Annotated in this window: 19 protein-coding genes and 1 tRNA gene; 12 read left to right on the forward strand and 8 right to left on the reverse strand. The window is 42.1% G+C overall.

Annotated elements, in window-relative coordinates:
* Positions 1-7: 7 nt before the first annotated feature.
* Positions 8-667 carry a sterol desaturase family protein gene (locus O3Q51_14040; GenBank protein MCZ4409938.1) on the reverse strand — a complete coding sequence of 220 codons (660 nt, stop codon included), beginning with the start codon at positions 665-667 and terminating at the stop codon, positions 8-10.
* Between the two features lie 175 nt (positions 668-842).
* Here O3Q51_14040 and O3Q51_14045 point away from each other — a divergent pair.
* The 5 genes from O3Q51_14045 to O3Q51_14065 all read left to right on the forward strand — a co-directional run bounded on the left by O3Q51_14045 (position 843) and on the right by O3Q51_14065 (position 7129).
* Positions 843-926 (forward strand) — tRNA-Leu (locus tag O3Q51_14045).
* Between the two features lie 93 nt (positions 927-1019).
* The gene (locus O3Q51_14050; GenBank protein ID MCZ4409939.1) at positions 1020-3032 is read left to right on the forward strand and encodes a DUF3857 domain-containing protein; all 2013 of its coding nucleotides are present in this window, start codon (positions 1020-1022) and stop codon (positions 3030-3032) included.
* Positions 3032-4879: a DUF3857 domain-containing protein gene (locus O3Q51_14055; protein MCZ4409940.1), complete on the forward strand. Its 1848-nt coding sequence runs from the start codon at positions 3032-3034 to the stop codon at positions 4877-4879. The genes O3Q51_14050 and O3Q51_14055 overlap by 1 nt, the downstream gene beginning before the upstream one ends.
* Before the next feature lie 102 nt (positions 4880-4981).
* Positions 4982-6043: an AI-2E family transporter gene (locus O3Q51_14060; protein ID MCZ4409941.1), complete on the forward strand. Its 1062-nt coding sequence runs from the start codon at positions 4982-4984 to the stop codon at positions 6041-6043.
* Between the two features lie 195 nt (positions 6044-6238).
* A complete protein-coding gene (locus O3Q51_14065) occupies positions 6239-7129 on the forward strand; it encodes a mechanosensitive ion channel family protein (protein ID MCZ4409942.1) in 891 nt (296 codons plus the stop codon).
* A 32-nt stretch (positions 7130-7161) separates the two neighbouring features.
* On the opposite strand, the gene O3Q51_14070 is transcribed toward O3Q51_14065, so the two are convergent.
* A complete protein-coding gene (locus O3Q51_14070; protein ID MCZ4409943.1) occupies positions 7162-8124 on the reverse strand; it encodes a sodium-dependent bicarbonate transport family permease in 963 nt (320 codons plus the stop codon).
* A gap of 149 nt (positions 8125-8273) precedes the next feature.
* On the opposite strand from O3Q51_14070, the gene O3Q51_14075 reads away from it, so the two are divergent.
* The 4 genes from O3Q51_14075 to O3Q51_14090 all read left to right on the forward strand — a co-directional run bounded on the left by O3Q51_14075 (position 8274) and on the right by O3Q51_14090 (position 10168).
* Positions 8274-8498 carry a hypothetical protein gene (locus tag O3Q51_14075; protein ID MCZ4409944.1) on the forward strand — a complete coding sequence of 75 codons (225 nt, stop codon included), beginning with the start codon at positions 8274-8276 and terminating at the stop codon, positions 8496-8498.
* Between the two features lie 30 nt (positions 8499-8528).
* Positions 8529-8693, forward strand: coding sequence for a YqaE/Pmp3 family membrane protein (locus tag O3Q51_14080; protein MCZ4409945.1), 165 nt, complete (start codon positions 8529-8531; stop codon positions 8691-8693).
* 162 nt (positions 8694-8855) lie between these two features.
* Positions 8856-9455, forward strand: coding sequence for a SatD family protein (locus O3Q51_14085; protein ID MCZ4409946.1), 600 nt, complete (start codon positions 8856-8858; stop codon positions 9453-9455).
* On the forward strand, positions 9452-10168 hold the full coding sequence (locus O3Q51_14090) for a DUF3307 domain-containing protein (GenBank protein ID MCZ4409947.1): 717 nt from the start codon (positions 9452-9454) through the stop codon (positions 10166-10168). The genes O3Q51_14085 and O3Q51_14090 overlap by 4 nt, the downstream gene beginning before the upstream one ends.
* A gap of 3 nt (positions 10169-10171) precedes the next feature.
* On the opposite strand, the gene O3Q51_14095 is transcribed toward O3Q51_14090, so the two are convergent.
* Positions 10172-11008, reverse strand: coding sequence for a 5'-nucleotidase, lipoprotein e(P4) family (locus O3Q51_14095; GenBank protein MCZ4409948.1), 837 nt, complete (start codon positions 11006-11008; stop codon positions 10172-10174).
* Between the two features lie 5 nt (positions 11009-11013).
* Positions 11014-12387 carry a PAS domain-containing protein gene (locus O3Q51_14100; GenBank protein ID MCZ4409949.1) on the reverse strand — a complete coding sequence of 458 codons (1374 nt, stop codon included), beginning with the start codon at positions 12385-12387 and terminating at the stop codon, positions 11014-11016.
* 265 nt (positions 12388-12652) lie between these two features.
* On the opposite strand from O3Q51_14100, the gene acs reads away from it, so the two are divergent.
* Together acs and O3Q51_14110 are read left to right on the forward strand one after the other, a co-directional pair.
* Positions 12653-14554: an acetate--CoA ligase gene (gene acs / locus O3Q51_14105; protein ID MCZ4409950.1), complete on the forward strand. Its 1902-nt coding sequence runs from the start codon at positions 12653-12655 to the stop codon at positions 14552-14554.
* Between the two features lie 63 nt (positions 14555-14617).
* The gene (locus O3Q51_14110; protein MCZ4409951.1) at positions 14618-15124 is read left to right on the forward strand and encodes a DUF4442 domain-containing protein; all 507 of its coding nucleotides are present in this window, start codon (positions 14618-14620) and stop codon (positions 15122-15124) included.
* A 21-nt stretch (positions 15125-15145) separates the two neighbouring features.
* On the opposite strand, the gene O3Q51_14115 is transcribed toward O3Q51_14110, so the two are convergent.
* Positions 15146-15937 (reverse strand): DUF6503 family protein, encoded by a 792-nt coding sequence (locus O3Q51_14115; GenBank protein ID MCZ4409952.1) that lies wholly within the window; start codon positions 15935-15937, stop codon positions 15146-15148.
* Between the two features lie 146 nt (positions 15938-16083).
* Between O3Q51_14115 and O3Q51_14120 the strand changes: the two genes are divergently transcribed.
* Positions 16084-16674 (forward strand): hypothetical protein, encoded by a 591-nt coding sequence (locus O3Q51_14120; GenBank protein ID MCZ4409953.1) that lies wholly within the window; start codon positions 16084-16086, stop codon positions 16672-16674.
* A 30-nt stretch (positions 16675-16704) separates the two neighbouring features.
* Here O3Q51_14120 and O3Q51_14125 read toward each other — a convergent pair whose 3' ends face one another.
* The 3 genes from O3Q51_14125 to O3Q51_14135 form a co-directional block, all read right to left on the reverse strand.
* Positions 16705-17328, reverse strand: coding sequence for a hypothetical protein (locus tag O3Q51_14125; protein ID MCZ4409954.1), 624 nt, complete (start codon positions 17326-17328; stop codon positions 16705-16707).
* 51 nt (positions 17329-17379) lie between these two features.
* Complete coding sequence (locus O3Q51_14130) at positions 17380-17781, reverse strand: response regulator (protein ID MCZ4409955.1); 402 nt, start codon at positions 17779-17781, stop codon at positions 17380-17382.
* Positions 17782-17932: 151 nt separating this feature from the next.
* Positions 17933-20662, reverse strand: a complete 2730-nt coding sequence (locus O3Q51_14135) for a phosphoenolpyruvate carboxylase (protein MCZ4409956.1) — start codon at positions 20660-20662, stop codon at positions 17933-17935.
* Positions 20663-20795: the final 133 nt, after the last annotated feature.

Here is a 20795-nt window from a genome sequence, read left to right on the forward strand (position 1 = left end):
GTTTCTTTTAAGCTGCTTGAGCCGTCTGTTTATTGACGGGCTTCTTACGTTTCTTGTAAGTTTTCTTTGGCATCGTGCGGTAAATCACATCCCAAAGTGGAGTGGATACACCAAAGGCGATGGTATCATCCTTGTAGTGGTGAATACTGTGGTTGATCCAAAGCACATTCAAGCTATTTTTTGGTGGCTTAAAGGCGTGTATCGAGTAGTGCACGAAAAGATAAAGAGCGTACCCCATGATAAAGCCCGGAAGAAAAGTGAATACGTAGGTTCCAATTGTAAAGCGAAATGCAAAGAATAGAACGGTAAGTATCATAATTGCTGCCGCGGGAGGCATGGCGAGTCTGGTTTTGTCTCTTGGGTATTCGTGGTGAACGCCATGAAACATGTATTGGATGCGTTCTTTGATCTTATTGGTTGGAAGCATGTGAAAAATATGTTTATGCATAACATATTCAAACCATGTCCAGAAAATCAGTCCGAAGAAGAAGATTCCAATTCCTTCTAAAACTCCGGTGTAACCATTTGAAAAATTGATGTACAACATAACAGCCGACCCTACAAAGTAGATTGTTAAAGGCACGGAGATATGAGTCCTAGCTAACTTCTCAAGAATGGGATTCTTAAAAAGAGCAGTAGTTCCTTGTTCCTTGGGTGAGTGTTGCATTTAAAGTAATTTTAGACAAATATATTTTGATTCTTTAAACTGTCGAAGTTTTCAATCCTGATTTTTCCTTTTAGAGCGGTTTATAACCTAAATGTGGTATAGAATTTTCCATTCTGAGAGAAGTGTTGAAAAGTTTGTGAATCCGGATTATTTCCTACTTTTGCCGCTCAATTTTGCCCGGGTGGCGAAATTGGTAGACGCGCACGCTTGAGGGGCGTGTGAGCTTACGCTCATGCTGGTTCGAGTCCAGTTCCGGGCACATCAATGAAAGTCGGTTCAGAAAGAACCGGCTTTTTTTGTTTTGAGCTCTGACTTTCTTAATCTTGCTTCACCTTTTTGATTGGCTATGAACATGAACAACCTCCTGTTTTGTAAGCGACAATACGTTAGCATTTTGCACGTCTGCATTTTGTTCTTTATTCCCTTTTTTCTCAAAGCTCAATTGGCTGAAAATTCAGAGTTTAAAGCGGTTGAAATCGAGAAAGTCACTGAGTTGGACTTCGTCGTTTCCGATTCTTTATATGAAGAAGAAGATGGTGCGATATACCTCTACAATACGGGTCGTTCAAAGTTAGAATACGACCCGAGAGGGAAGCCTGAGTTAACATTGGTAAGAAAGTTTCGCATCTTGGTATTAAATGAGAAAGGACTAAATATGGCTGACCGAGCCATTTTTCTTTACATCGGTGAAAATGATGCCCAAACCATTTCGGGTGTGCATGGAAAGGTTTATAACTTGGCAAACGGGCAGGTGGAAACGGAGAAGCTTAAAAATTCAGATTGGCAGTTACATGAATACAACGATGAGTATAAAATCGCTCGGATCACATTTAGAAATGTGAAAGTTGGCAGTATAATCGAGCTCGAATATGTGGTTTATGATCCCTTCGTATTTCGTATGGATGATTGGGATTTCCAGCTTGAAGAACCTGTGGTCTACAGTCAGTATCAAGTTTCATATCCGGGCAATTTTGGCTATAAAATCCTCAAGTTGGGTCATCACCCATTGGATCAGTCAAAGACTTTTACTAAAAGGGTTCTGCGTGGTGCTGGCGTAGCCGCTAGTTTTGATTATGATCAAGTGAACTATCTCTTTTCAGCGAAGAATATACCTGCATTAAGGTCAGAGCCTTTTATTGATTCTCCCGAAAATTACAGGGCCACTATTTTGACCGAATTGCATTACTTCGATAATGAACGGACGGGGGAACGGACGTTCTTTTACAATAATTGGCTCGACTCGGTAGATGAGTTTTATAAAAACGGTAAGAACCAATTTTACCTTGATGCAGAAGATTTAGGTGGATATTTTAAAGTCGAAAGTGATGACCTTTCCGAAAATGAAAAAATTAAAGATATATACGATCAAGTTCGTTCTGGTTTGCGCTCTTCGGGAGAAGAGGGCCGGATTACGATGGACCGTCGCCCTAAAGAAGTCGTTCTTTCAGGAACCGCTTCGGCCAATGAGATCAACATGATTTTGGTAAGTGCATTACGCAAGAATGGCATCGAAGCTTATCCCTTTCTATATGCCAAGCGAAACCGCAAAAAGGTATTGTCAGAATTTCCCATTTTCACTCAGTTTTACTCAATTATGGCCATTGCCTATGTGGACGATTCATATACTTTGCTAGATGCTTCTGATATAACCCTCACTCCCGGAGAGATTGGCGAAATGTCATACAATGGTGAAGGACTTTCGGCAAAACCGAAATCCCCTAGATGGTTTCCTCTCAAGAGCAGGCTCCCATCAAATCAAAGATGCTCTGTTGAGCTCTCGGAGGTGGACGAAACATCTGTAAATGGAGAAATGAGAGTAACCCTTTCGGGAATTTATGCAGATAGAGTAAGGCACAAATTGTCTGATACCGAGGTATCTGATCTGGGAAATTATTTTAAACTTTCAGAAGGCGTGACTTTAGAGTATGTGGATAGCAATGTAAACGAGTATGTTGACAAGCTGGAAATCAATTTTAAAATCTCAATTTCTTTGGAGACGTTTGGAGGTTCTTATGTTTTTCCTGCTGTTGTCGTAGAGCCTATCACAGATAATCCATTTGACAAAAAGAATCGAAAATACCCCGTTGTGTATCCGGACAGATGGCAAGAGTCCTACACCTGTTTGCTGCGACTTGACGCTGAAAAATACGATGTGATTGTACCGGATTCTAAGAATCTCATCCTACCCGGTGAAGAAGCAGAATTGAGTTTTGCCGCGTCATACAATTTTGGAAGCTTGGTGGTGAGAAGCACTGTAAAAATGAATGAGGATCAATACTCCTTGGATAAGTACACCTCCCTTCGAACATTCTATGACCATGTTGTAGGAGCTCAAACATCATTTATAGAAATCCAGAAAAAGTGATGCGTTTTACCATTCTCCTCGCTGCCTTAATGACTGGTCTGAATACGCAAGCAATTAGTATCAATGCGATTATTGAAAAATCGAATACAACCCTTGAGGTTCGGTCGGAGAAGAAAATTCGAGAAAGCGTCCATCGAAGAATCCGGATTATTTCCGAAAAAGGAAATGAACATGCTCAACTTGCATTTTATGAAGACGATTTTAGAGAAATGCGTCTATACGATGTCAATGTATTCAATTCAACAGGTCAGTTGGTACGCACCTTCCATAAAAAGGATTTTTCAGAACAAATGGGTCTGGAGCAGTTAAGCAGTTATGATGAATTGAGGATTTTCTATCTGGACGCTTCGCTATCGAGATATCCATATACCATAGAATACACCTACACCTTTGAAAGAGACTATATCTTCGATTACTCTTGGTCGGCAGCCATGTCTGACTACACGATAACGGTAGATCGGGATCTCACTTTTTCTTTGCCTGAGGAAATGGAAGTCAGTATGTTTTTCGACAGTACGGAAGTCATTCATAGCCAAGTATTGGATGATGGAATTGTGATTCATTCGTTTCGTGCTGACTCCGCGAGAAGCTTGGTCTATGAGCCCTACTCACCTCTCAACGAAAAAGGCAGGGTTCAATTAATTTTTAACACGTTCAATTTCAACGGTTACAAGGGGTCTTTTGAATCGTGGAGTACTTTCGGGCTCTGGATGAATGATTTGTGGGCGGATCGCAATCAGCTTTCTCGCAGTGCATTCGATGCTGTTTATCCAAGTGGCTATGAACACTTGTCTCCTAAAGAACGGGCAAGAGTGGCTTATCGCTATATCCAGAAGAATATGAGGTATGTGGCTATTACTTATGGTATGGGTGGATTTCAGACCATGGAAGCCAATGATACCTTTAAGAAAGGCTACGGCGACTGCAAAGCACTCACCAATTTTATGCATTCGGTTCTGGCTTATGCCGATGTTGAATCTTTTCCTGCACTGGCTTATGCAGGTAGCAACCCGGTTAAAATCTATCCGGATCGTCCCACCAACTCATTTAATCATGTGATTCTTTGCATTCCCTTGGATGGTGATACCCTTTGGACTGAATGCACGAGCAACAGGTCACCATTTAATTATTTGTCTGATTTCACCGATGACCGCTACGTGATGTTGATGACACCTACAGGCGGAAAGCTTGTGAGAACTCCTAATTATTCAGAGATGGATAATTCACAAGAAAGAAATGTACTAATCGATATCTCCGCAAATGGTTCGGCAATGGTGAACTTTGAAGGTACTTATAGAAATTTGGCTATTGATCGTTCTCCCTTTTATAGAAAAGAAATGGCCGGATTTAAAAATGAGCGAGCAATGGAGTTAGCTTCCATTATGAAGTCATTTGATGTGGAGGAAATTGAAGTTGATCTGTTTCCACAAGACCAGCCCATTATGAATGTCAATGCTCAAGTGAAGGATCGGTTGTTTGCGAAGCGAATGGGGAGTAAAATGCTGGTCAAACCTTTTCTTTTCAAAGATCGTTTTCCTGTTTTTGAAGATGATGCCCGAGAAAATGATATCTACTTTCGCAGGGGATACTCATCCATAGATACCATTCAAGTTCTTTTTCCTGAGCACTTGCATCTGAACGGCCCCATTGAAAACCAATCCATACACACGGAGTTCGGTGAGCTTGAATTAACAGCAGTAGAGAGTGATCAAAAAGATGGGGTCATGCTCATTCGAAGGTTCTCTTTTCCGTCAGGATTATACGCCAAGGATGAATATGCCAAAGTCAAAGAATTCTTTGAAGCCATGGAGCGAACCAACACGATAAGCCTTGTTTTAGTTCCTTAATTGATTCACTTACATCAGTCTTTGTTGGCAGAGGACTTTGATTCGACTATCTTTATGGAGTGGTAAAATTGCTGTGCAGTTTTAATTCAAAATCTTGCTTCCATGCCTGCCAAATCACGCCCAATCAACATACTTTTTGCCGTCACGATCATTCTGGCGTTAATGTTTTTCGGGAGGTCTGTTTTAGTACCATTGGCATTTTCGGTTCTCATCGCTTTTGTGATATATCCAATTTGCCTGAGGTTAGAACGATTTGGCCTTGGTAGAGTCGGCTCTATCCTAATTGGCGAGTTGCTGGTTTTTATACTCTTCGGAGGATTGGTGCTTCTATTGATCTGGCAGTTTAGTGAATTCCTTGATCAATGGCCTATGATCAATGCCAAGTTGCAGGCAGCTATCAATCGAGTAAACGAAATTGCAGTCGAACAATATGCCGTTCCTGCAGACGAGCAGCTGGGCTATTTGCAGTCTCTGCTATTTGAAAACACCAATCGTCTTTTCGCTTTTTTGCAAAATCTTCTTTTTGTTTCTGCTACAGGATTGGTGATGCTGGTACTTATTCCATTTTATACCGCTTTAATCCTTTACTACAGAGGTTTATGGATCAAGTCTCTGGTAGCTGCCACCGGTGAGCAACATCGACAAAAAGTACTTCGGCTGGTGAAAGGCTCCATTCAGAAGTATTTCGATTTCGTAAAAGGAATGCTTTTGGTTTATCTCATTGTGGGTATTTTGAATAGTTTCGGACTAGCCATTCTTGGTGTTCCCCACCCAATTCTTTTTGGTGTGATTGCCTCCTTACTCACTTTCATTCCCTATTTCGGAATAGTGGTCGGCGCGCTCTTGCCAATGGCCGTGTCATGGGTGACTTTCGACAGTATATGGTATCCCATCGGTGTAGCTGCCATATTCACCATAGTTCAGTACTTGGAGGCCAATTTCATTTTTCCTCTGGCGGTGAGCGTAAAGCTGAAGGTCAATACTTTGGTCAGCATAGTGGCTATTTTTGCGGGAGCCCTTATCTGGGGTCCTGCGGGTATGATTCTATTCGTTCCCTTTCTGGGCATTCTCAAGCTTATTGCTAAGGAGGTGGAAGGCTGGGAGCCACTGGCTATTTTTCTGGGAGATGGAAGCGAAGACAATCTTGAAGAACTTTCGGAATAGATTCTGAGCAAAGTCTTTCATCATCATCTTTTCGATCTGCTTTAAGTGGTGATTCACTCCTTCTCAGTTTCTCTCACAAGCAGGTAGAGAGCATTGATTTGCCTTAACTGAGAAGAATGGAATTGGTTGATTCTTTGACCAATATTTTTCTACATCAGTTTGTGTTGCTTTCCAAAAATTGCAGACTTTCGTCCCATGGAGCATCTTAAAGATTTTATGGAGTACCTCAAGGTGGTTTGGTTTGCCAATAGCTACGCAAGGATGATCGTGGCTGTGGGTATACTCATCCTCACGATAGTGGTGAATATGCTGTTCGTAAAGGTTTTCAACAGCTTTATCCGTCGAAGGACAGATGATATGCACAATGACCCCACCAATTATAAATTTTTACGGCATGCTATTGTGGCCCTTATATATGTCGTCGGAGTGAGTGCAGCGATTTATTCCATACCTAGTTTAAGGACACTTGCCAGTTCGCTTTTGGCAGGTGCAGGAATTTTGGCAGTAGCAGTAGGTTTTGCTTCGCAACAGGCTTTGAGCAATATGGTAAGCGGTATTTTCCTCATTATGTTTAAGCCTTTTCGGGTAAACGATCGAATTACTATTCAGAGTAATATATCGGGCGTGGTTGAGGATATTTCACTTCGACACACTGTCATCCGTAATTTTGAAAACCGACGAGTCATCATACCTAATTCCATTATTGGAAATGAAGTTTTGGTGAATGCCGATTATGAAGAGGCACTCATTTGTAAGTGGATTGATATGGGGATTGGCTATGGAGCAGATTATAAATTGGCCAAAAAGATCATCCAGGAAGAGGCGATGAAGCATCCCTTTTTTATCGACAACCGCACTCCTGAAGAAAAGGAAGAAGGTGTTGATGCCGTTCGTGTACGTGTATTGAATTGGGGCGATTTCTCCATAAATATCCGCGCTTGGGTTTGGACGGCCGATAACGGTGCCGCTTTTCAATTGGGCTGCGACTTATACGAGAGCGTCAAGGAGCGTTTTGACGCCGAAGGAGTGGAGATTCCTTATCCGTACAGAAATGTGGTGCATCACAATTTGCCAAAAGACGAATAACCTCATTCCAAAAAAAATGCGAAGTGTCGACCTTATGTACTCTGAGCGATGTATAGATAAAGCGGCATTCCCAAAGTGATGTTAAATGGGAAAGTAATGGCCAGAGCCATTGGTAAGTACAAGCTTGGGTTAGCCTTAGGCGCAGCCAGGCGCATGGCTGCAGGTACGGCGATATAAGAAGCACTCGCCGCCAAAATCGCGAAGAGTAATCTGTTTCCCAAACTTTCGGTAAAAGTACCGCTGAATACGGCTACTGCACATCCATTGATCACAGGTATAACAATGGCAAATATCAGCGCAAACCAACCTTTTTTCATAAAAGAGGAAAGCTCCTTTCCGCTGGTAATTCCCATATCCAGTAGGAATACCGCCAAGAACCCTTTGAAAATATCGGTAGTAAATGGCTTGATTCCTTCGGCTTGGGCATCACTGGCCAGATAGCCTATCACCAAACTTCCGATGATGAGTAATACACTTCCATTGGTGACTGAGTGTTTTAATACCTTTCCCAGTGGTGGCTTATCGGTATTGTCTTTATTAAACAGGCTAATGAGCAGTACACCGATAATAATCGAAGGAGCCTCCATTAGTGCCATTACGGCTACCATATGTCCGTCAAATGGTATTTTTTCCAACTCCAAAAAAGAGATAGCCGTCACAAATGTCACCGCACTCACAGATCCATAGGCGGCGGCAATAGCGCCTGAGTTCCACACATTGAACTTGCGGCGGAGAATGAAATACGCGTAAATCGGTACGACCAGAGCCAAGAGAATTCCAAAAAGGAGTGAATAAGCTATTTCCGTGTCAAAGTGGCTGTGTGAAAGTTCTTGTCCACCTTTGAAGCCGATGGATAGGATGAGGTACATCGAGATAAACTTCGAAGAGTTGGGAGGTATCGCTAAATCGCTTTTCAGCTGAACGGCTATAATGCCTAAGAAGAAAAATAGTAGTGCCGGATTGGTGAGATTGTCGGCTAGTAAATGCAGGTCCATAACTACTCTGAATTTCCCCGAAGTTAAACTTGGAAGGAAGTTGTGCGATAGGTTTTAGGCTGCAGTTATCAACGACCTTTGTTAGGAATTTCTGTTTTCGTTCAACCACATGATTCTCTGCACCTGTATACATGTATATATTTGTTCTCATGTCTGAGAAATCGAATAGAGCGAAGTTTTACATCATTCCATGGGCCCTGAGTGCTGCTTTTCTCATCCGAGCCATGATACTTCGCGATAGCGCGGCGACTTATGCTACGGATAATCTGAGTATTTGGCAATCGACTTCTTTTTACTTTGTGCTCTCTTCAGTTGGTTTCATTTTGGGGCTCTATTTTCTCACACGGAAAGGTGGGAAATCAGAATCAGATTAAATCCGATATCAACCGTATTAAACTATGTTCATGAGTATTGTAAGAATCATTTTCGCCATCATTTTGCCACCACTGGGAGTATTTCTCACGGTAGGATTGGGTAAGCATTTCTGGATTAATGTGCTTTTGACCATTCTGGGCTTTGTACCGGGCATTGTGCATGCCGTCTGGATTATTGCCAAGAATGATGCATAGATTTCGTCATTGCAGGCCAACTGTATCATTTCAAATGACAAACAGGAGTATCGGTCTGAGAACCGATAACATGAAATATCGCCTCTAGAACCGATATTTGGTATTATCGGCTTTAGAGCCGATAAATTAGATTATCTGCTGAGAAGCCGATATATTCGTGATATGATTGCAATCATCACAGGAGATATTATAAACTCCACCGAAGACGATTCGACTCAATGGCTGTCGCTCCTTAAGAAGGTTCTGAATCGCTATGGGAAAAGTCCCGAACGATGGGAGATTTTCAGAGGAGACAGTTTTCAGTTGGAGGTTGAACCCAAAAATGCCTTGCTCACAGCCTTTCATATCAAGGCGTGTATCAAGCAAACGGGTAGCAGAGATGTCAGGATGGCCATTGGCATTGGTGAGGCCACCCACAAGGCAGCGCGCATTTCAGAATCCAATGGTTCGGCCTACGTACGATCGGGAGAAAGCTTCGAGGAATTGAAAAAACAAACCCTTGCCATTCGCACAGAGAACGAAGACATTGATGAAACCATCAACCTTATGTTGCAACTGGCTCTGCTCATCGCAGATAATTGGAGCTCGGCGGTGGCGACAATAGTCAATGCATCCATCGAGAACCCCGACAAGCCGCAAAAAGAACTCGCGAAGCTTTTGAATAAATCTCAAAGTAGTGTGAGTGAAGCCATGTCGCGCGGAGGATATGGTGAGATGATGAAAGTGCATCAATATTATTCCAAACGAATCGATAGGCTATGACTCTCCTCTTTATAAAAATGCTTTTGGCCCATGTCTTGGGAGATTTTGTTTTTCAGCCAAAGGGGTGGGTAGAGCATAAGCTAAAACGGCGGCATAAATCCAAGTATCTATACTTCCATATACTGATTCACCTGGCCGCCCTATTAGTCGTATTTCGTTTTGACTTCAGTTATTGGCCTGTCTTTGTGGTTGTCCCGATCAGTCATCTCGTTATCGATTTGATTAAAATAAACCTAAATAAAAAGGTGAATATCCGTAGGCTGTTTGTGTCTGATCAACTCGCTCATATCGGGGTGATTTTGGCCCTGACATTCTATTATTTTCCTGATTTTTCAATTTCACAAGAACTGTTTTCTGAGGGAGCTCTTCTTCTATTGTTGTGTCTAATTGTTCTCACTTCCGTGGGATCAATACTTATACAGGTGTTGATGAGTCGATGGGTAGTTGCCGAGGACAAAGAAAATCAGTCGCTTCCTGCAGCAGGAAAGTACATTGGCATTTTAGAGCGACTCTTTATATTCGTTTTTGTGATACTAAATCAATGGTCAGCCATCGGATTTTTAATCACTGCAAAATCCGTTTTTCGGTTTGGCGATCTGTCTCGGGCTAAGGACCGAAAACTAACCGAGTATATCCTCATCGGGACACTTCTCAGTTTTGGCTTAGCAATTCTGACGGGGTTGGTATTCAACCGATTTTATGAAGGACTTTAAGGCTTAAAGAGCATCAGCTCCCCATGGGTCTAAATAGATTCTCCTTAAGGAATCTCGCTCCGTGTTGTTAAACGAACGATCGTAATTGTAAACAGCCCCTTCCCAGGTGCCGTAAAGAGAATTTGGCAAAACGATGAAATTCACTCCCATTTCGTCTCGGTGGACTTGCACATTATTTAGTCGTTCTTTGACATTGGCAGGTTTGTCCCATACCTCTGAGTAGTCACCCAAATTATCTCCAATGTAGAGGATGATGTCTGCCGATCCTGCTTTCACTTTCGCCCTTCTTTCAGATTTATCTGAGGTATTCGTTTTTAGAAAAATATGACTTGAATCGGCTTGAGGTACTCCGAGACTTTGGAGATTTTTAATGGTCGCTTTCAAACCATCGGTGCTACGGTTGCTGATATAGTAAAGCTCAACTCCGTGGCTATGCGCCCACGTTAAAAATTCGATTGACCCGGGCACAGCTTCCGCACTGGCATCTTCCACCCATTTTGCCCAAGTATCAGGCGAGTAGGGGTTGTTGGTTACTATTTGCCAAGCTGTGTATGGACTATTGTCCAAAACCGTTTCATCCAAATCGAGAATGACAGTCGGCTTTTTAACCCCTTTGGCCAAAGCCCTCTCGAGCTGAATTCCTGCAAGCTCATAAGCTTGGTAGCAGAGGGCTTTATACTCTGCAGCGCTTTGGGCGTAGAGCGTAGAGTGGATGAGGTAATCTTGCGATTTTATTTCTGTAGAGTCTTTTCTCGCAGGCTCTGTTTGCTGGACGGCTATTTCTTCACAGGCCGTCAGGGCAATGAAAATTGAAAGAGCAATGGCGCTGATCTTATTCATTTTTACTACGCGTTCAGAGTTTTAAGAAATTCAAAGAGCCCGTGATGGTCATCAGATTTTAGAATGATACCATGTACACAGGTATTTCTGTTGAGACGGTCTATGAGGCTGATATCAAATCGTGAAGCCAAAATATAAACCGGAGTATGCGGGTGAGCGGCCTCAAAATCAGTTAAAAAAGACCAGAGGTCGTCGCAAGAATCTTCGTCGAGAATGACGACTTCCGCTATACCCGTATCTTCATTGGTAGAGAGATATTCATCAAGATCTTTATTCAGATCAAAATTCATTTCGAGTGCAATGTCCTCTACTGTGTTTTTGAGGATCATACTCTGCAAGCTATCCTTGCAAATAAGGCTAACCTTTTGAATATGTGCGCTTATGATTCCACTTTCCTCTTCAGTAGATTCTATCATATTATTAATCTCGTGGATTCTCTCATCCAGCTTAATAGCCGTTTCTTTTAAATGTTTAAGATTGTCGGCACTGTATTCCTCAGAAAGCAAGTCTACTAAGCCGATAACGGAAGAGGCAGGGCCTCTCAATAAATGTGAATTCATAAACGCATAGTCAATTAATTTTTGCGTTTGTTCCATGATGATCTGTTCTTTCTTCTTTTGCTCATCGATGTTGCGAATTATTCCCGATATTCTGAGTGGACTTCTTTTGGAGTCGCGCTCCATCACCTTACCATCTGAGTGCACCCAGATGTACTCGTTATGATTATTGAGAACTCTATACTCGATGGAGTAATCGTCGTTTTGGCTTTCCAGTACATTGAGCCAATTGAGCTTAACTCGTTGGCGGTCGGTAGGGTGTACTTTCGAAAGGAAATATTCTTGATCGAACTCAACCACTGTCATTTCTTTTTCGAAGATACCGACATGTGCGTCATAGACGGAAACTTTTTCAATGGATGAATACCACTCCCAAACTGCTTGATTTGAAGCTTCAAGGGAATTTTTAAGCTTCGTGATCATGTCTGAGAAAATCTCTGCATCAAGATTTCCTTTGCCCATCGATCGCATCACTCCATAGTAATAATCAGTCTTTTCTTCAAATGGCAATTTGGTCAATCGAAGTTCGTAAACACCGGTCTGACCATCTTTGCTCTGCATGTGCCAGGTCACGATTTTCGCTTCCCTTGGCTCAAGACCTTTGTGAATTTCTGTTAGTGTATTGAAATTGTTTTGATCCATGCTGAGATCATCAAATCCAACATTGAGAAGATCATCTCGATCATACCCGGATAATGCCAGAAATGCTTCATTGAACATCACAAATTTTGATGAGTTACACCAAAACATGGGGATGAGAGACTTATTAAATGTCTCGTTGAAGAGCTCGATTTTAGAATGATCGGATAATGGCCCTGTCATTGATGGTTGGTTTGATTAGCCTTTGCTCAATATCTGATGGGGGTGAGTCATATCCATCAGCCAATGTTATTTTTTACAAAACTATTCTAATTCTCGAAAGATAAGCGCTTTCGAGGTTTTTGGCCTCTCATCAACTAAACTCGAATGTTTCTTTTAACTTCACTTCATCTCATTTATATTCCTTTTTTTTAGAGCCCCACATTTCTGATTCTTTTTTAAATTGCCTGTTTTCACCATCACCAACAATGTGATAGATTAAAATATTATGATGGATTTCCAAGTAAAGAGTTTTGATGATTACAAAGCCACGTATGCCAAAAGTGTCGAACAACCTGAAGAATTTTGGAACGGAATAGCCGATCAATATTCTTGGATAAAAAAATGGGATAAAACACTCGACTGGGAGTTTGAAACTCCCTCGGTTAAGTGGTTTTTAAATGGTCAGCTCAACATTACTGAAAATTGTCTGGATCGCCATTTAGAAAAAAGAGGAAATAAACTGGCGCTTATTTGGGAGCCAAATGATCCCAAAGAGCGATTCATCAGATATACGTACCGGGAGCTTCATGAGAAAGTCTGCAAGTTTGCCAACGTCCTAAAAGCAAAGGGAATTCAAAAAGGAGATCGTATTGCGCTCTACATGCCGATGATCCCTGAATTGACAATCGCTGTTTTGGCTTGCGCCAGGATTGGAGCTGTTCATTCGGTCGTTTTCGCGGGCTTTTCGGCCAATGCCCTAGCCGATCGAATCAACGATTCAGAATGCAAAATGGTAATCACCGCTGACGGACTTTACCGCGGTACAAAGGAGATTCCCGTTAAACTGGTGGTGAATGAAGCACTGAAGGAATGTTCGTGTGTGGAGTCTGTTTTGGTAGTCGAAAGAACTCAATGGTCTGTGAAAATGGAAGAAGGGAGAGACTTTTGGCTTCATGAAGAATTGGAAAAAGTTGATGCCGACTGTCCCGCAGAACCAATGGATTCGGAGGATATGCTATTCATTCTTTACACTTCGGGAAGTACCGGGAAACCCAAGGGAGTGGTTCATACTTGTGGTGGATACATGGTATATGCGGGTTATAGTTTTGCCAATGTGTTTCAACCTGAAGAGAGTGATGTGTACTGGTGTACGGCCGATGTGGGTTGGATTACCGGTCACACTTACATTATCTACGGACCGCTTCTCAATGGAACGACTACGGTTATGTTTGAAGGTGTACCTACTTATCCGGGGCCTGGTCGTTTTTGGCAAGTATGCGACAAGCATGGAGTCAATCAATTCTACACCGCACCCACCGCGATTCGCGCTTTGATGGCCCATGGAGAGGATCACGTATTAAGTTATGGCCTGTATACTTTGAAAGTACTTGGAACGGTGGGAGAGCCCATCAATCAAGAGGCATGGGAATGGTACCACATTCACGTAGGAAAAGAAAAATGTCCTGTTGTAGATACTTGGTGGCAAACCGAGACAGGGGGGATTATGATTTCGGGATTGGGAAATCACAGTCCGATGAAACCGACTTATGCGGGGTACCCCTTACCCGGAATTCAGCCGGTCCTGCTCGATCAAGAAGGGAATGAGATTGAAGGCAATGGAGAAGAAGGTTACTTAGCGGTAAAATTCCCTTGGCCAAGCATGCTAAGAACGACCTACGGTGATCACGAGCGCTGCAAGAACACTTACTTCTCACATTACAAGGGATACTACTTCACTGGCGATGGAGCGCGTAGAGAAGAAAATGGTATGTATCGAATCATTGGAAGAGTAGACGATGTGATCAATGTATCAGGCCATCGATTCGGAACAGCCGAAATCGAAAACGCGATTAATGCCAACGATCATTTGGTGGCTGAAAGCGCGGTGGTAGGTTATCCTCACGATATCAAAGGGCAGGGTATTTATGCCTATGTCATCACCAAAGAGAAGCCCGAAAACCCGGATAAGCTGCGTGCTGAGATTATAGAAACGGTGGTTGCTCAGATTGGGAAGATTGCCAAACCGGACAAAATCCAATTTGTGAGCGGTCTGCCAAAAACCCGAAGCGGAAAAATCATGAGGCGAATTCTACGAAAAGTAGCTGAAGGAGACACGAGTAATTTGGGCGATACCTCCACGCTGCTCGATCCGGACGTGGTAGAAGAAATCAAGACAGGAGCTCTCTGATTTCTTAATCAAATGAAAAAATGATGGAATAGGTTACTTTTAGTTTATATTTTGAATTCACCTATGGAACCTGAGGTAACCGTGCCAATACTCAACAAAGAAGCTAAAGACTACATTCGTAAGGCTTCCAATCCTTTCCTCTTCAAATTGGGTTTGGGACTTAAGCTTCCTTCGGCATTGTTCTGGAGCTTACGCATAAAATCACTAAGTCTCGAAAAATGCGAGGTTACGATTCCATTTAAATGGCGCACTCAAAATCCGTTTAGGTCCATCTACTTTGCAGCTATGGCTGGCGCGGCTGAACTCTCGACGGGTGCGCTTTGTCAATTGAGTCAGGCAGGAAAGGGAAGGTACAGTATGTTGGTCGTTGATTTTCGTGCCGAGTATTATAAAAAGGCCAACCAAAAAATCACCTTTACTTGCAATCAGGGATTGGAATTAAATGCCTTGGTCGACTCCCTCGAAATAGGCAGTTCCGATAAACTTACTATGATCTCTGCAGGCACCAATCCCGACGGAGAGGAGGTGGCCAAGTTTTTTGTTACGTGGTCTTTTAAAAGAAAGAAATAGTCTGGGATCAACGTTTTTGATCTACTTGATTTTTACCATTCCCTCAAGTGCCGAGAAATCAAACTCATCTTCCGTCATAAATTTTAATCCGCTTAGCCGGGCTTTACCTAACTGTCTTGTTAGTCCGGAGTCTTTCCTCCATTCCCAAAATTTCCAAGAGTGAGCCAAGGCAACACCATCCACATCCTTGTAGTCATGATACGAAATCGCATGCGGATCTTCCTCGGCTTCTTCTATAGTGGAACCTCCTGCGGTTACGATGTAAGCGGCCACTTCCATAAGGTGCGTTTCAGTATCTGAATAAGTGATGTACCAATCGTCGGGAGCATCGCCTACGCCTTCTCCGAATGTAAGCTTTTGGGAGTTGTAGGTTTCGCCATTTAGGGTAGTTTGTTCTTCATCAGACCAATTGGTACCGGGATCACTTAGTTTGTATGGAAACAAGAAGAAGTAGGACCAGGTGTAAGCAGCAAATCGTGCAGAACCGTGATTGTTAAAGCTCGTGTCTGCATAGACCAGGTCTTCGTCGTAATACAATTCACGACCATCTTTATAAACTATTTTTCCTTTTGAAGAATTGGTAGCTAGGATCATGCTTCCGTTAAGTCGCTCCGTTCCACCAAACTCTAAGACGATATCAAATTGAACAATCTCATTTGAGAGAAAAGCCGTTTTGGAATGAGCGGCTTCGATTCTTTGAGTTGCACTTAGTTCAACAACAGTTGATGGATTATCTGTTGTTTGTTGTTTCGAATCGTACTGAGTACATGAGATCATAGCTACAGCGGACAGTATATAAAGTATTTCTTTCATGGTGGCGAATGTATGAATAAGGCATAGCAAATAATACGCGGTAAGGCGACATATTATCTGAATTCAGTTGGCGTCCAATTATTACTTTCTAGAACTAGCGGTAGAATACAAGTTTTGATTTTTAGTTTTGTGGCGAATATAGATCGATGAAAAGAGCTGAAATCATTCTAACATCCTTGGTCGTTATAGCCATGACGATGAACTATCTTAAGCTTCCTTTTAACGGGGTGCTGTCCGTGCTTTCCATAACAGGTTTGGCCGTTTATTATTACCCGTTTTTCCCGCTAATGGTGACGGGAAACTCTCTGAAAACTCTTTTTTCAGGAACTAAATCAAAGTCTGTGCTCTTTATGGCTTTTGTTACCGGAATCGGACTTTCTACTCTTTTGGTGGGCCTTCTCTTCAAAATACAGCTTTGGCCAATGGGCGATACATTGCTGACTGTTGGGTTGTTTTCTACCGTTGTGCTCATGGCAGTCAATGCCTTCCGATTTAAGAAAACGGCTGAAGATTTGTTTAAGGGCCTGTTGATACGCTGCGCTGTTGCTTTCTTTGTGGGGGCATTAGCCTACCTGATTTCAAACGATGCTTTGCTGGAACACCATTTTGGGGATAATCCCGAATACATGGAAGCTTATAAAGAATGGACAGAGAATCCTGATGACGCCGAAGCTATTGAGAGACTTCAGCGAGAGCAGATGAAGCTTCAAGAAGTGGAGCGTAAATCTGCAAATTAATTTGGATCAACTAAATAGGTGATGCAGCGATCAATCCATACGGATCCCTGACTGGTCTCTGACGCGATAGATGTACAGTTCGGGTACGAAGGGTCTGATTACCTCAATCTGATTAAGTCCTTCGTTAGGTGAGTAAATGTAAGTGCTTACACTTCTTTCGCTTCCATTTTCAGAGAGAGCATACTTTTGAACACCTTGAATGTCTAGCTCCTTTATTTCTCCTTCTGTTTCCGAAAGACTTATTTCCTCGCCAATAGGTTCATGAAAATAGAGCTTGGCTGAGCTCGACCTGATTTCACCGGCGTAGATTTTACTCTCGCGGCCATCCTTTTCGATAGTGTAGAATCCATTTCCTTTTTTAATCCTGGTGTCAGAATAGATGCTTCCATTCACATAAAGTATAGCCGTTGAGTATTGAAGCACTCCGTCTTCAAAAACAGCCAGAATCTTATTGGTCATTTGTACCTTAAATAAAACGCGAATAGTGACGTCCGAAGAAATTTCAAACTTAGTCACGTTGCCATCATGTCTTTTGGTGGCAGTGAGGTATCCTACATCTTTTTTGTCTGATGTGATCTTGTAATGCCTCTTATACACTTGTCCATTGGCCAAGCCTACAATCAGCAACAGGAAGATGATTAAGCTTTTTTTCATGTTTACACCCGGTATGACATGTTCTGATTTTAATGTTACGTATTGAGTTGCCTAAAGGTTAAGGTTTTCAATATCTTCTTTTGATAAAGGTTTCTGTAGATAAGCTTTGATAGAGGCGTATGAAAAGGCCCTTGTTTTATCCTTAGGGTTAATACTCGAGCTCAATAATACCATGTGACTTTTGTTGAATGAAATGCTCTTGCTATTAATGAAGTCCAATACTTCCCATCCATCTTTTTGAGGCATATTGATATCTAATAAAATCAAATCAGGTTCTTCGAACCCTATATTCTCCTGTTCTGTAAGTTCCAAGATGAAGTCTGATCCATCGTGAAATTCTCTGTAAGAACCGAATAGATTTGTGCGTTCCAGAGTCTTCTTAATCAATAATCGTGATATCGGATCATCATCTACAATCCAGACTGTTTTTGATATCTCATATGATTCTGTCATGAATGACTAACTTTTATCTGAATATCTTACGTGTAAGGTATAAAAATTTGAATGTGATGAATTTTAAGGATGTGCTTGCCTAGCGGATTATTTTTATTTCAATGCCAGTATCATTTTTCAAAAAATTAAAATAGACAGATTAGAGCTTTTGCTATCCCGTATATCCCATCACCCCCGAAATAGCATTAATGCTAAGCAAGAGTGAGAGCAATAATTCCTCTTCTTTTTCTCCATAACCATACTCTTTTTGCTCCCGCCAAGTTTTTAAAAGTCCAATCTGTTTTCGCTGCAGCGGAATTAGTAACTGTTCTCGGATAGAGTCGAGCTTAAAGAGCTCATCATCTTCATCTACTTCAAAAATTGCCGCAAATTCCTTTACTGTTTTATTTCGTTCTGCTTCGAACATAGAATGAAAGCGATTTCTGATTTCATCATTTTCTACGAGCGAAGAGTATTCTTTCATCATGATAGGATCGCTGAAGGATACTCCTGTTGCCGAGATGCTAAAGAGGTATGAAACGAATGGATCTTTACTCGCAGCTTTTTTTATTTCTGCATATTCTGCACCTCTTTCTTTTCTTAGGCTCTCCAATGTTGAGCCTAACCCATACCACGAGGTCATATTAAATCTTGACTGTGCCCAAGAGAATACCCAAGGTATAGCGCGCAGATCGCTCAGTGAATTGGCCCCCGTTCTTCTGGCGGGTCTGGAACCTATTCGGCCTGCTTCTATAGCATCTATGGGAGTGGCGCTGCGGTAAAATAGCATGAAATCCTTGCTAAGAATCAGTTCTTCATACACCGATCTGCTTTTCTTCGCCATCCATTCAAGCGTGTCAAATAAGTAGTGTTTCTCATTTTTTGATTTGGAGGAAAGAACTGTCTTTGCCAAGGTGCCTGCCATGAGCAATTCCAAATTGTAGACGGCGTTCACTCGGTTGGCATATTTTTGTTCTATGGTTTCCCCTTGTTCAGTCAAGCGGATATCACCTTTCAGGCTGTTTGGTGGCAGAGCATTGATAAAATCCTTTGTAGGTCCACCGCCGCGACTTATAGAGCCCCCTTTACCGTGAAAGAATCGAATGGTCACACCATGTTTTTCGCCAATCTCGGCAAGTTCTTGCTGCCCGCGATGCAATCCCCATTGGCTCGCCAGAATCCCGCCGTCCTTATTGCTGTCGCTGTAGCCTACCATCACCTGTTGCACTAAGTAGTCATCGTCACGTAATCTCTTTTGGTAGGCGAGGGTATTTTTAGTGATGGAGTGGGAGAGAAACTCATCGAGAATCTGAGGGCCTGCCACTAAGTCATCAATTGTTTCAAATAGAGGAACCACAGGTAGTTTGCAAACCACACCCTCTTGTTCTTTAACAAGTAGCCCTGCTTCTCTTGCTAATATGTATACAGCGAGCAAGTCAGAAACATGCCTTGTCATGCTAACGATAAGAGAACCTAAGCCTCTGCTTCCATAATTCTCCATAAAGCCTTCTAGCACTTTATAGACTTCAACTACGGCTTTTGCTTGTTCACCTTCAAGATCATTACCTCCTGTGAAGGGCCTCAGAGTTTCAAGTTCGTTTTGAATGAATTCTGTTCTCGCTTTAAATTCACAGCTTACATAATGATCTCCGTCCAGATCAGCTGTATTAATCAATTGAGCAATTGCTTTTTCGTGAAATACTGAATTCTGACGAATGTCCAGTTCAGCGAGGTGAAACCCAAAGGTCTCAACCAAGCGAAGCACATCGTGAATTTCTTCCTGAGCGACAGTTTTTGCACCGTAGGCCAGTAGAGATTTTTGAAGGATTCGTAAATCTTCAATTAGCTCTCGCCTTAGTCGATAATCTGTATGGTCCTTTCGAAGGGTAGTAGAGTGCCCTCTCTCAATATTAAGCGGGACTTTGCTCAGAACTAAGCCTAGAAATTGACGAAAGGCTTCTCCTTTGTTGCGAGAAAGTATTGAATCAGCTTTGCCACCCAATTCTTCCTTCATCTCCTTCACTCGAACCTGAAGGACATCAGGTGCTTTGTTCATATGAAGCTGAAAGCTGAGTGATTTAATGAGGTTTAGGAGGCTTCTACGAATTACCACAAACGCATAAAGACGAAACATCATGAGTGTTTCTTGGGTGATTTCTGCCGTTACAAATGGATGGCCATCTCGATCTCCACCTACCCAATCGCCGAAACGGTACCTGGGAAAAGCATTTTCCTTTTTCAAGTCTTTTGAGTCGAACCCATTGGCTTCGAGAGCGTACTTCAATCTTCTATCCAATACAGGCACAACTTCAGGGAAAACTTCTGAAAAATAGTGAAGTACATTTCTTCGTTCAGAGGGTACATCGGGCTTTTCAATAAAAATTTCTCCTGTGTGCCATAGCTTATATAGATTGCGACGCAATCTCGCTTCAGCACTCTTTTTTTCACTAGCCGAGAGCTGAGAGCTCAGCAAAGCTTTAAAGCTCAAGAATACAGACCTATGGTGCTCTAGAACGGTTGCACGTTTAGCTTCAGTGGGGTGAGCAGTAAGCACAGGCTCAATACGAAGCGAAGGAAGAGTATCAAGAATTTCGGATTTGCTAAAGCCATTCTCCAGAAGAATTTGAATGTTTTTGGCGAATAGCCCCTCCACTTTTCTCATATCGGGGTTCTCCTTTTGGCGGCGGTCTTCTACGCTAGCTTTCACTTCTACCATGTTTAGCAAGTGCGCCACTATGCTAAAGAGTTGAATATGCTTGTCTTCAAAGGTCTCTCCTCGGTAGTCTTTTATTTCGCCTACAAGAGGAAGCTGCATCGCAGTGTCTCGTTCTCCGTTTTCTTCTAGACTAATCTTGAAGTTTTTCAATAAATCGATAAAGACCATTTCTCTTTCAAAACCCATCTGTTTTTATTTTTTCCGTAGATGACGAATATAAATGAAAGTCAATAAACTTTATTAAAATCTAATATTAATTCACTGTTCCATCATTTTATCTTATGTGATGCTAGCCTGGTTCATAAATCTTACTTATGAA

It is taken from the genome of Cryomorphaceae bacterium 1068 (genome assembly GCA_027214385.1).
In the GTDB taxonomy this organism is placed as follows: Bacteria; Bacteroidota; Bacteroidia; order Flavobacteriales_D; family Cryomorphaceae; genus JAKVAV01.

What these genes read in the sequence shown, in the direction of transcription:
- O3Q51_14040 (MCZ4409938.1), bottom strand. Translation starts at nt 667, where the DNA reads ATGCAACACTCACCCAAGGAACAAGGAACTACTGCTCTTTTTAAGAAT.
- O3Q51_14050 (MCZ4409939.1), top strand. Translation starts at nt 1,020, where the DNA reads ATGAACAACCTCCTGTTTTGTAAGCGACAATACGTTAGCATTTTGCAC.
- O3Q51_14055 (MCZ4409940.1), top strand. Translation starts at nt 3,032, where the DNA reads ATGCGTTTTACCATTCTCCTCGCTGCCTTAATGACTGGTCTGAATACG.
- O3Q51_14060 (MCZ4409941.1), top strand. Translation starts at nt 4,982, where the DNA reads ATGCCTGCCAAATCACGCCCAATCAACATACTTTTTGCCGTCACGATC.
- O3Q51_14065 (MCZ4409942.1), top strand. Translation starts at nt 6,239, where the DNA reads ATGGAGCATCTTAAAGATTTTATGGAGTACCTCAAGGTGGTTTGGTTT.
- O3Q51_14070 (MCZ4409943.1), bottom strand. Translation starts at nt 8,124, where the DNA reads ATGGACCTGCATTTACTAGCCGACAATCTCACCAATCCGGCACTACTA.
- O3Q51_14075 (MCZ4409944.1), top strand. Translation starts at nt 8,274, where the DNA reads ATGTCTGAGAAATCGAATAGAGCGAAGTTTTACATCATTCCATGGGCC.
- O3Q51_14080 (MCZ4409945.1), top strand. Translation starts at nt 8,529, where the DNA reads ATGAGTATTGTAAGAATCATTTTCGCCATCATTTTGCCACCACTGGGA.
- O3Q51_14085 (MCZ4409946.1), top strand. Translation starts at nt 8,856, where the DNA reads ATGATTGCAATCATCACAGGAGATATTATAAACTCCACCGAAGACGAT.
- O3Q51_14090 (MCZ4409947.1), top strand. Translation starts at nt 9,452, where the DNA reads ATGACTCTCCTCTTTATAAAAATGCTTTTGGCCCATGTCTTGGGAGAT.
- O3Q51_14095 (MCZ4409948.1), bottom strand. Translation starts at nt 11,008, where the DNA reads ATGAATAAGATCAGCGCCATTGCTCTTTCAATTTTCATTGCCCTGACG.
- O3Q51_14100 (MCZ4409949.1), bottom strand. Translation starts at nt 12,387, where the DNA reads ATGACAGGGCCATTATCCGATCATTCTAAAATCGAGCTCTTCAACGAG.
- acs (MCZ4409950.1), top strand. Translation starts at nt 12,653, where the DNA reads ATGATGGATTTCCAAGTAAAGAGTTTTGATGATTACAAAGCCACGTAT.
- O3Q51_14110 (MCZ4409951.1), top strand. Translation starts at nt 14,618, where the DNA reads ATGGAACCTGAGGTAACCGTGCCAATACTCAACAAAGAAGCTAAAGAC.
- O3Q51_14115 (MCZ4409952.1), bottom strand. Translation starts at nt 15,937, where the DNA reads ATGAAAGAAATACTTTATATACTGTCCGCTGTAGCTATGATCTCATGT.
- O3Q51_14120 (MCZ4409953.1), top strand. Translation starts at nt 16,084, where the DNA reads ATGAAAAGAGCTGAAATCATTCTAACATCCTTGGTCGTTATAGCCATG.
- O3Q51_14125 (MCZ4409954.1), bottom strand. Translation starts at nt 17,328, where the DNA reads ATGAAAAAAAGCTTAATCATCTTCCTGTTGCTGATTGTAGGCTTGGCC.
- O3Q51_14130 (MCZ4409955.1), bottom strand. Translation starts at nt 17,781, where the DNA reads ATGACAGAATCATATGAGATATCAAAAACAGTCTGGATTGTAGATGAT.
- O3Q51_14135 (MCZ4409956.1), bottom strand. Translation starts at nt 20,662, where the DNA reads ATGGGTTTTGAAAGAGAAATGGTCTTTATCGATTTATTGAAAAACTTC.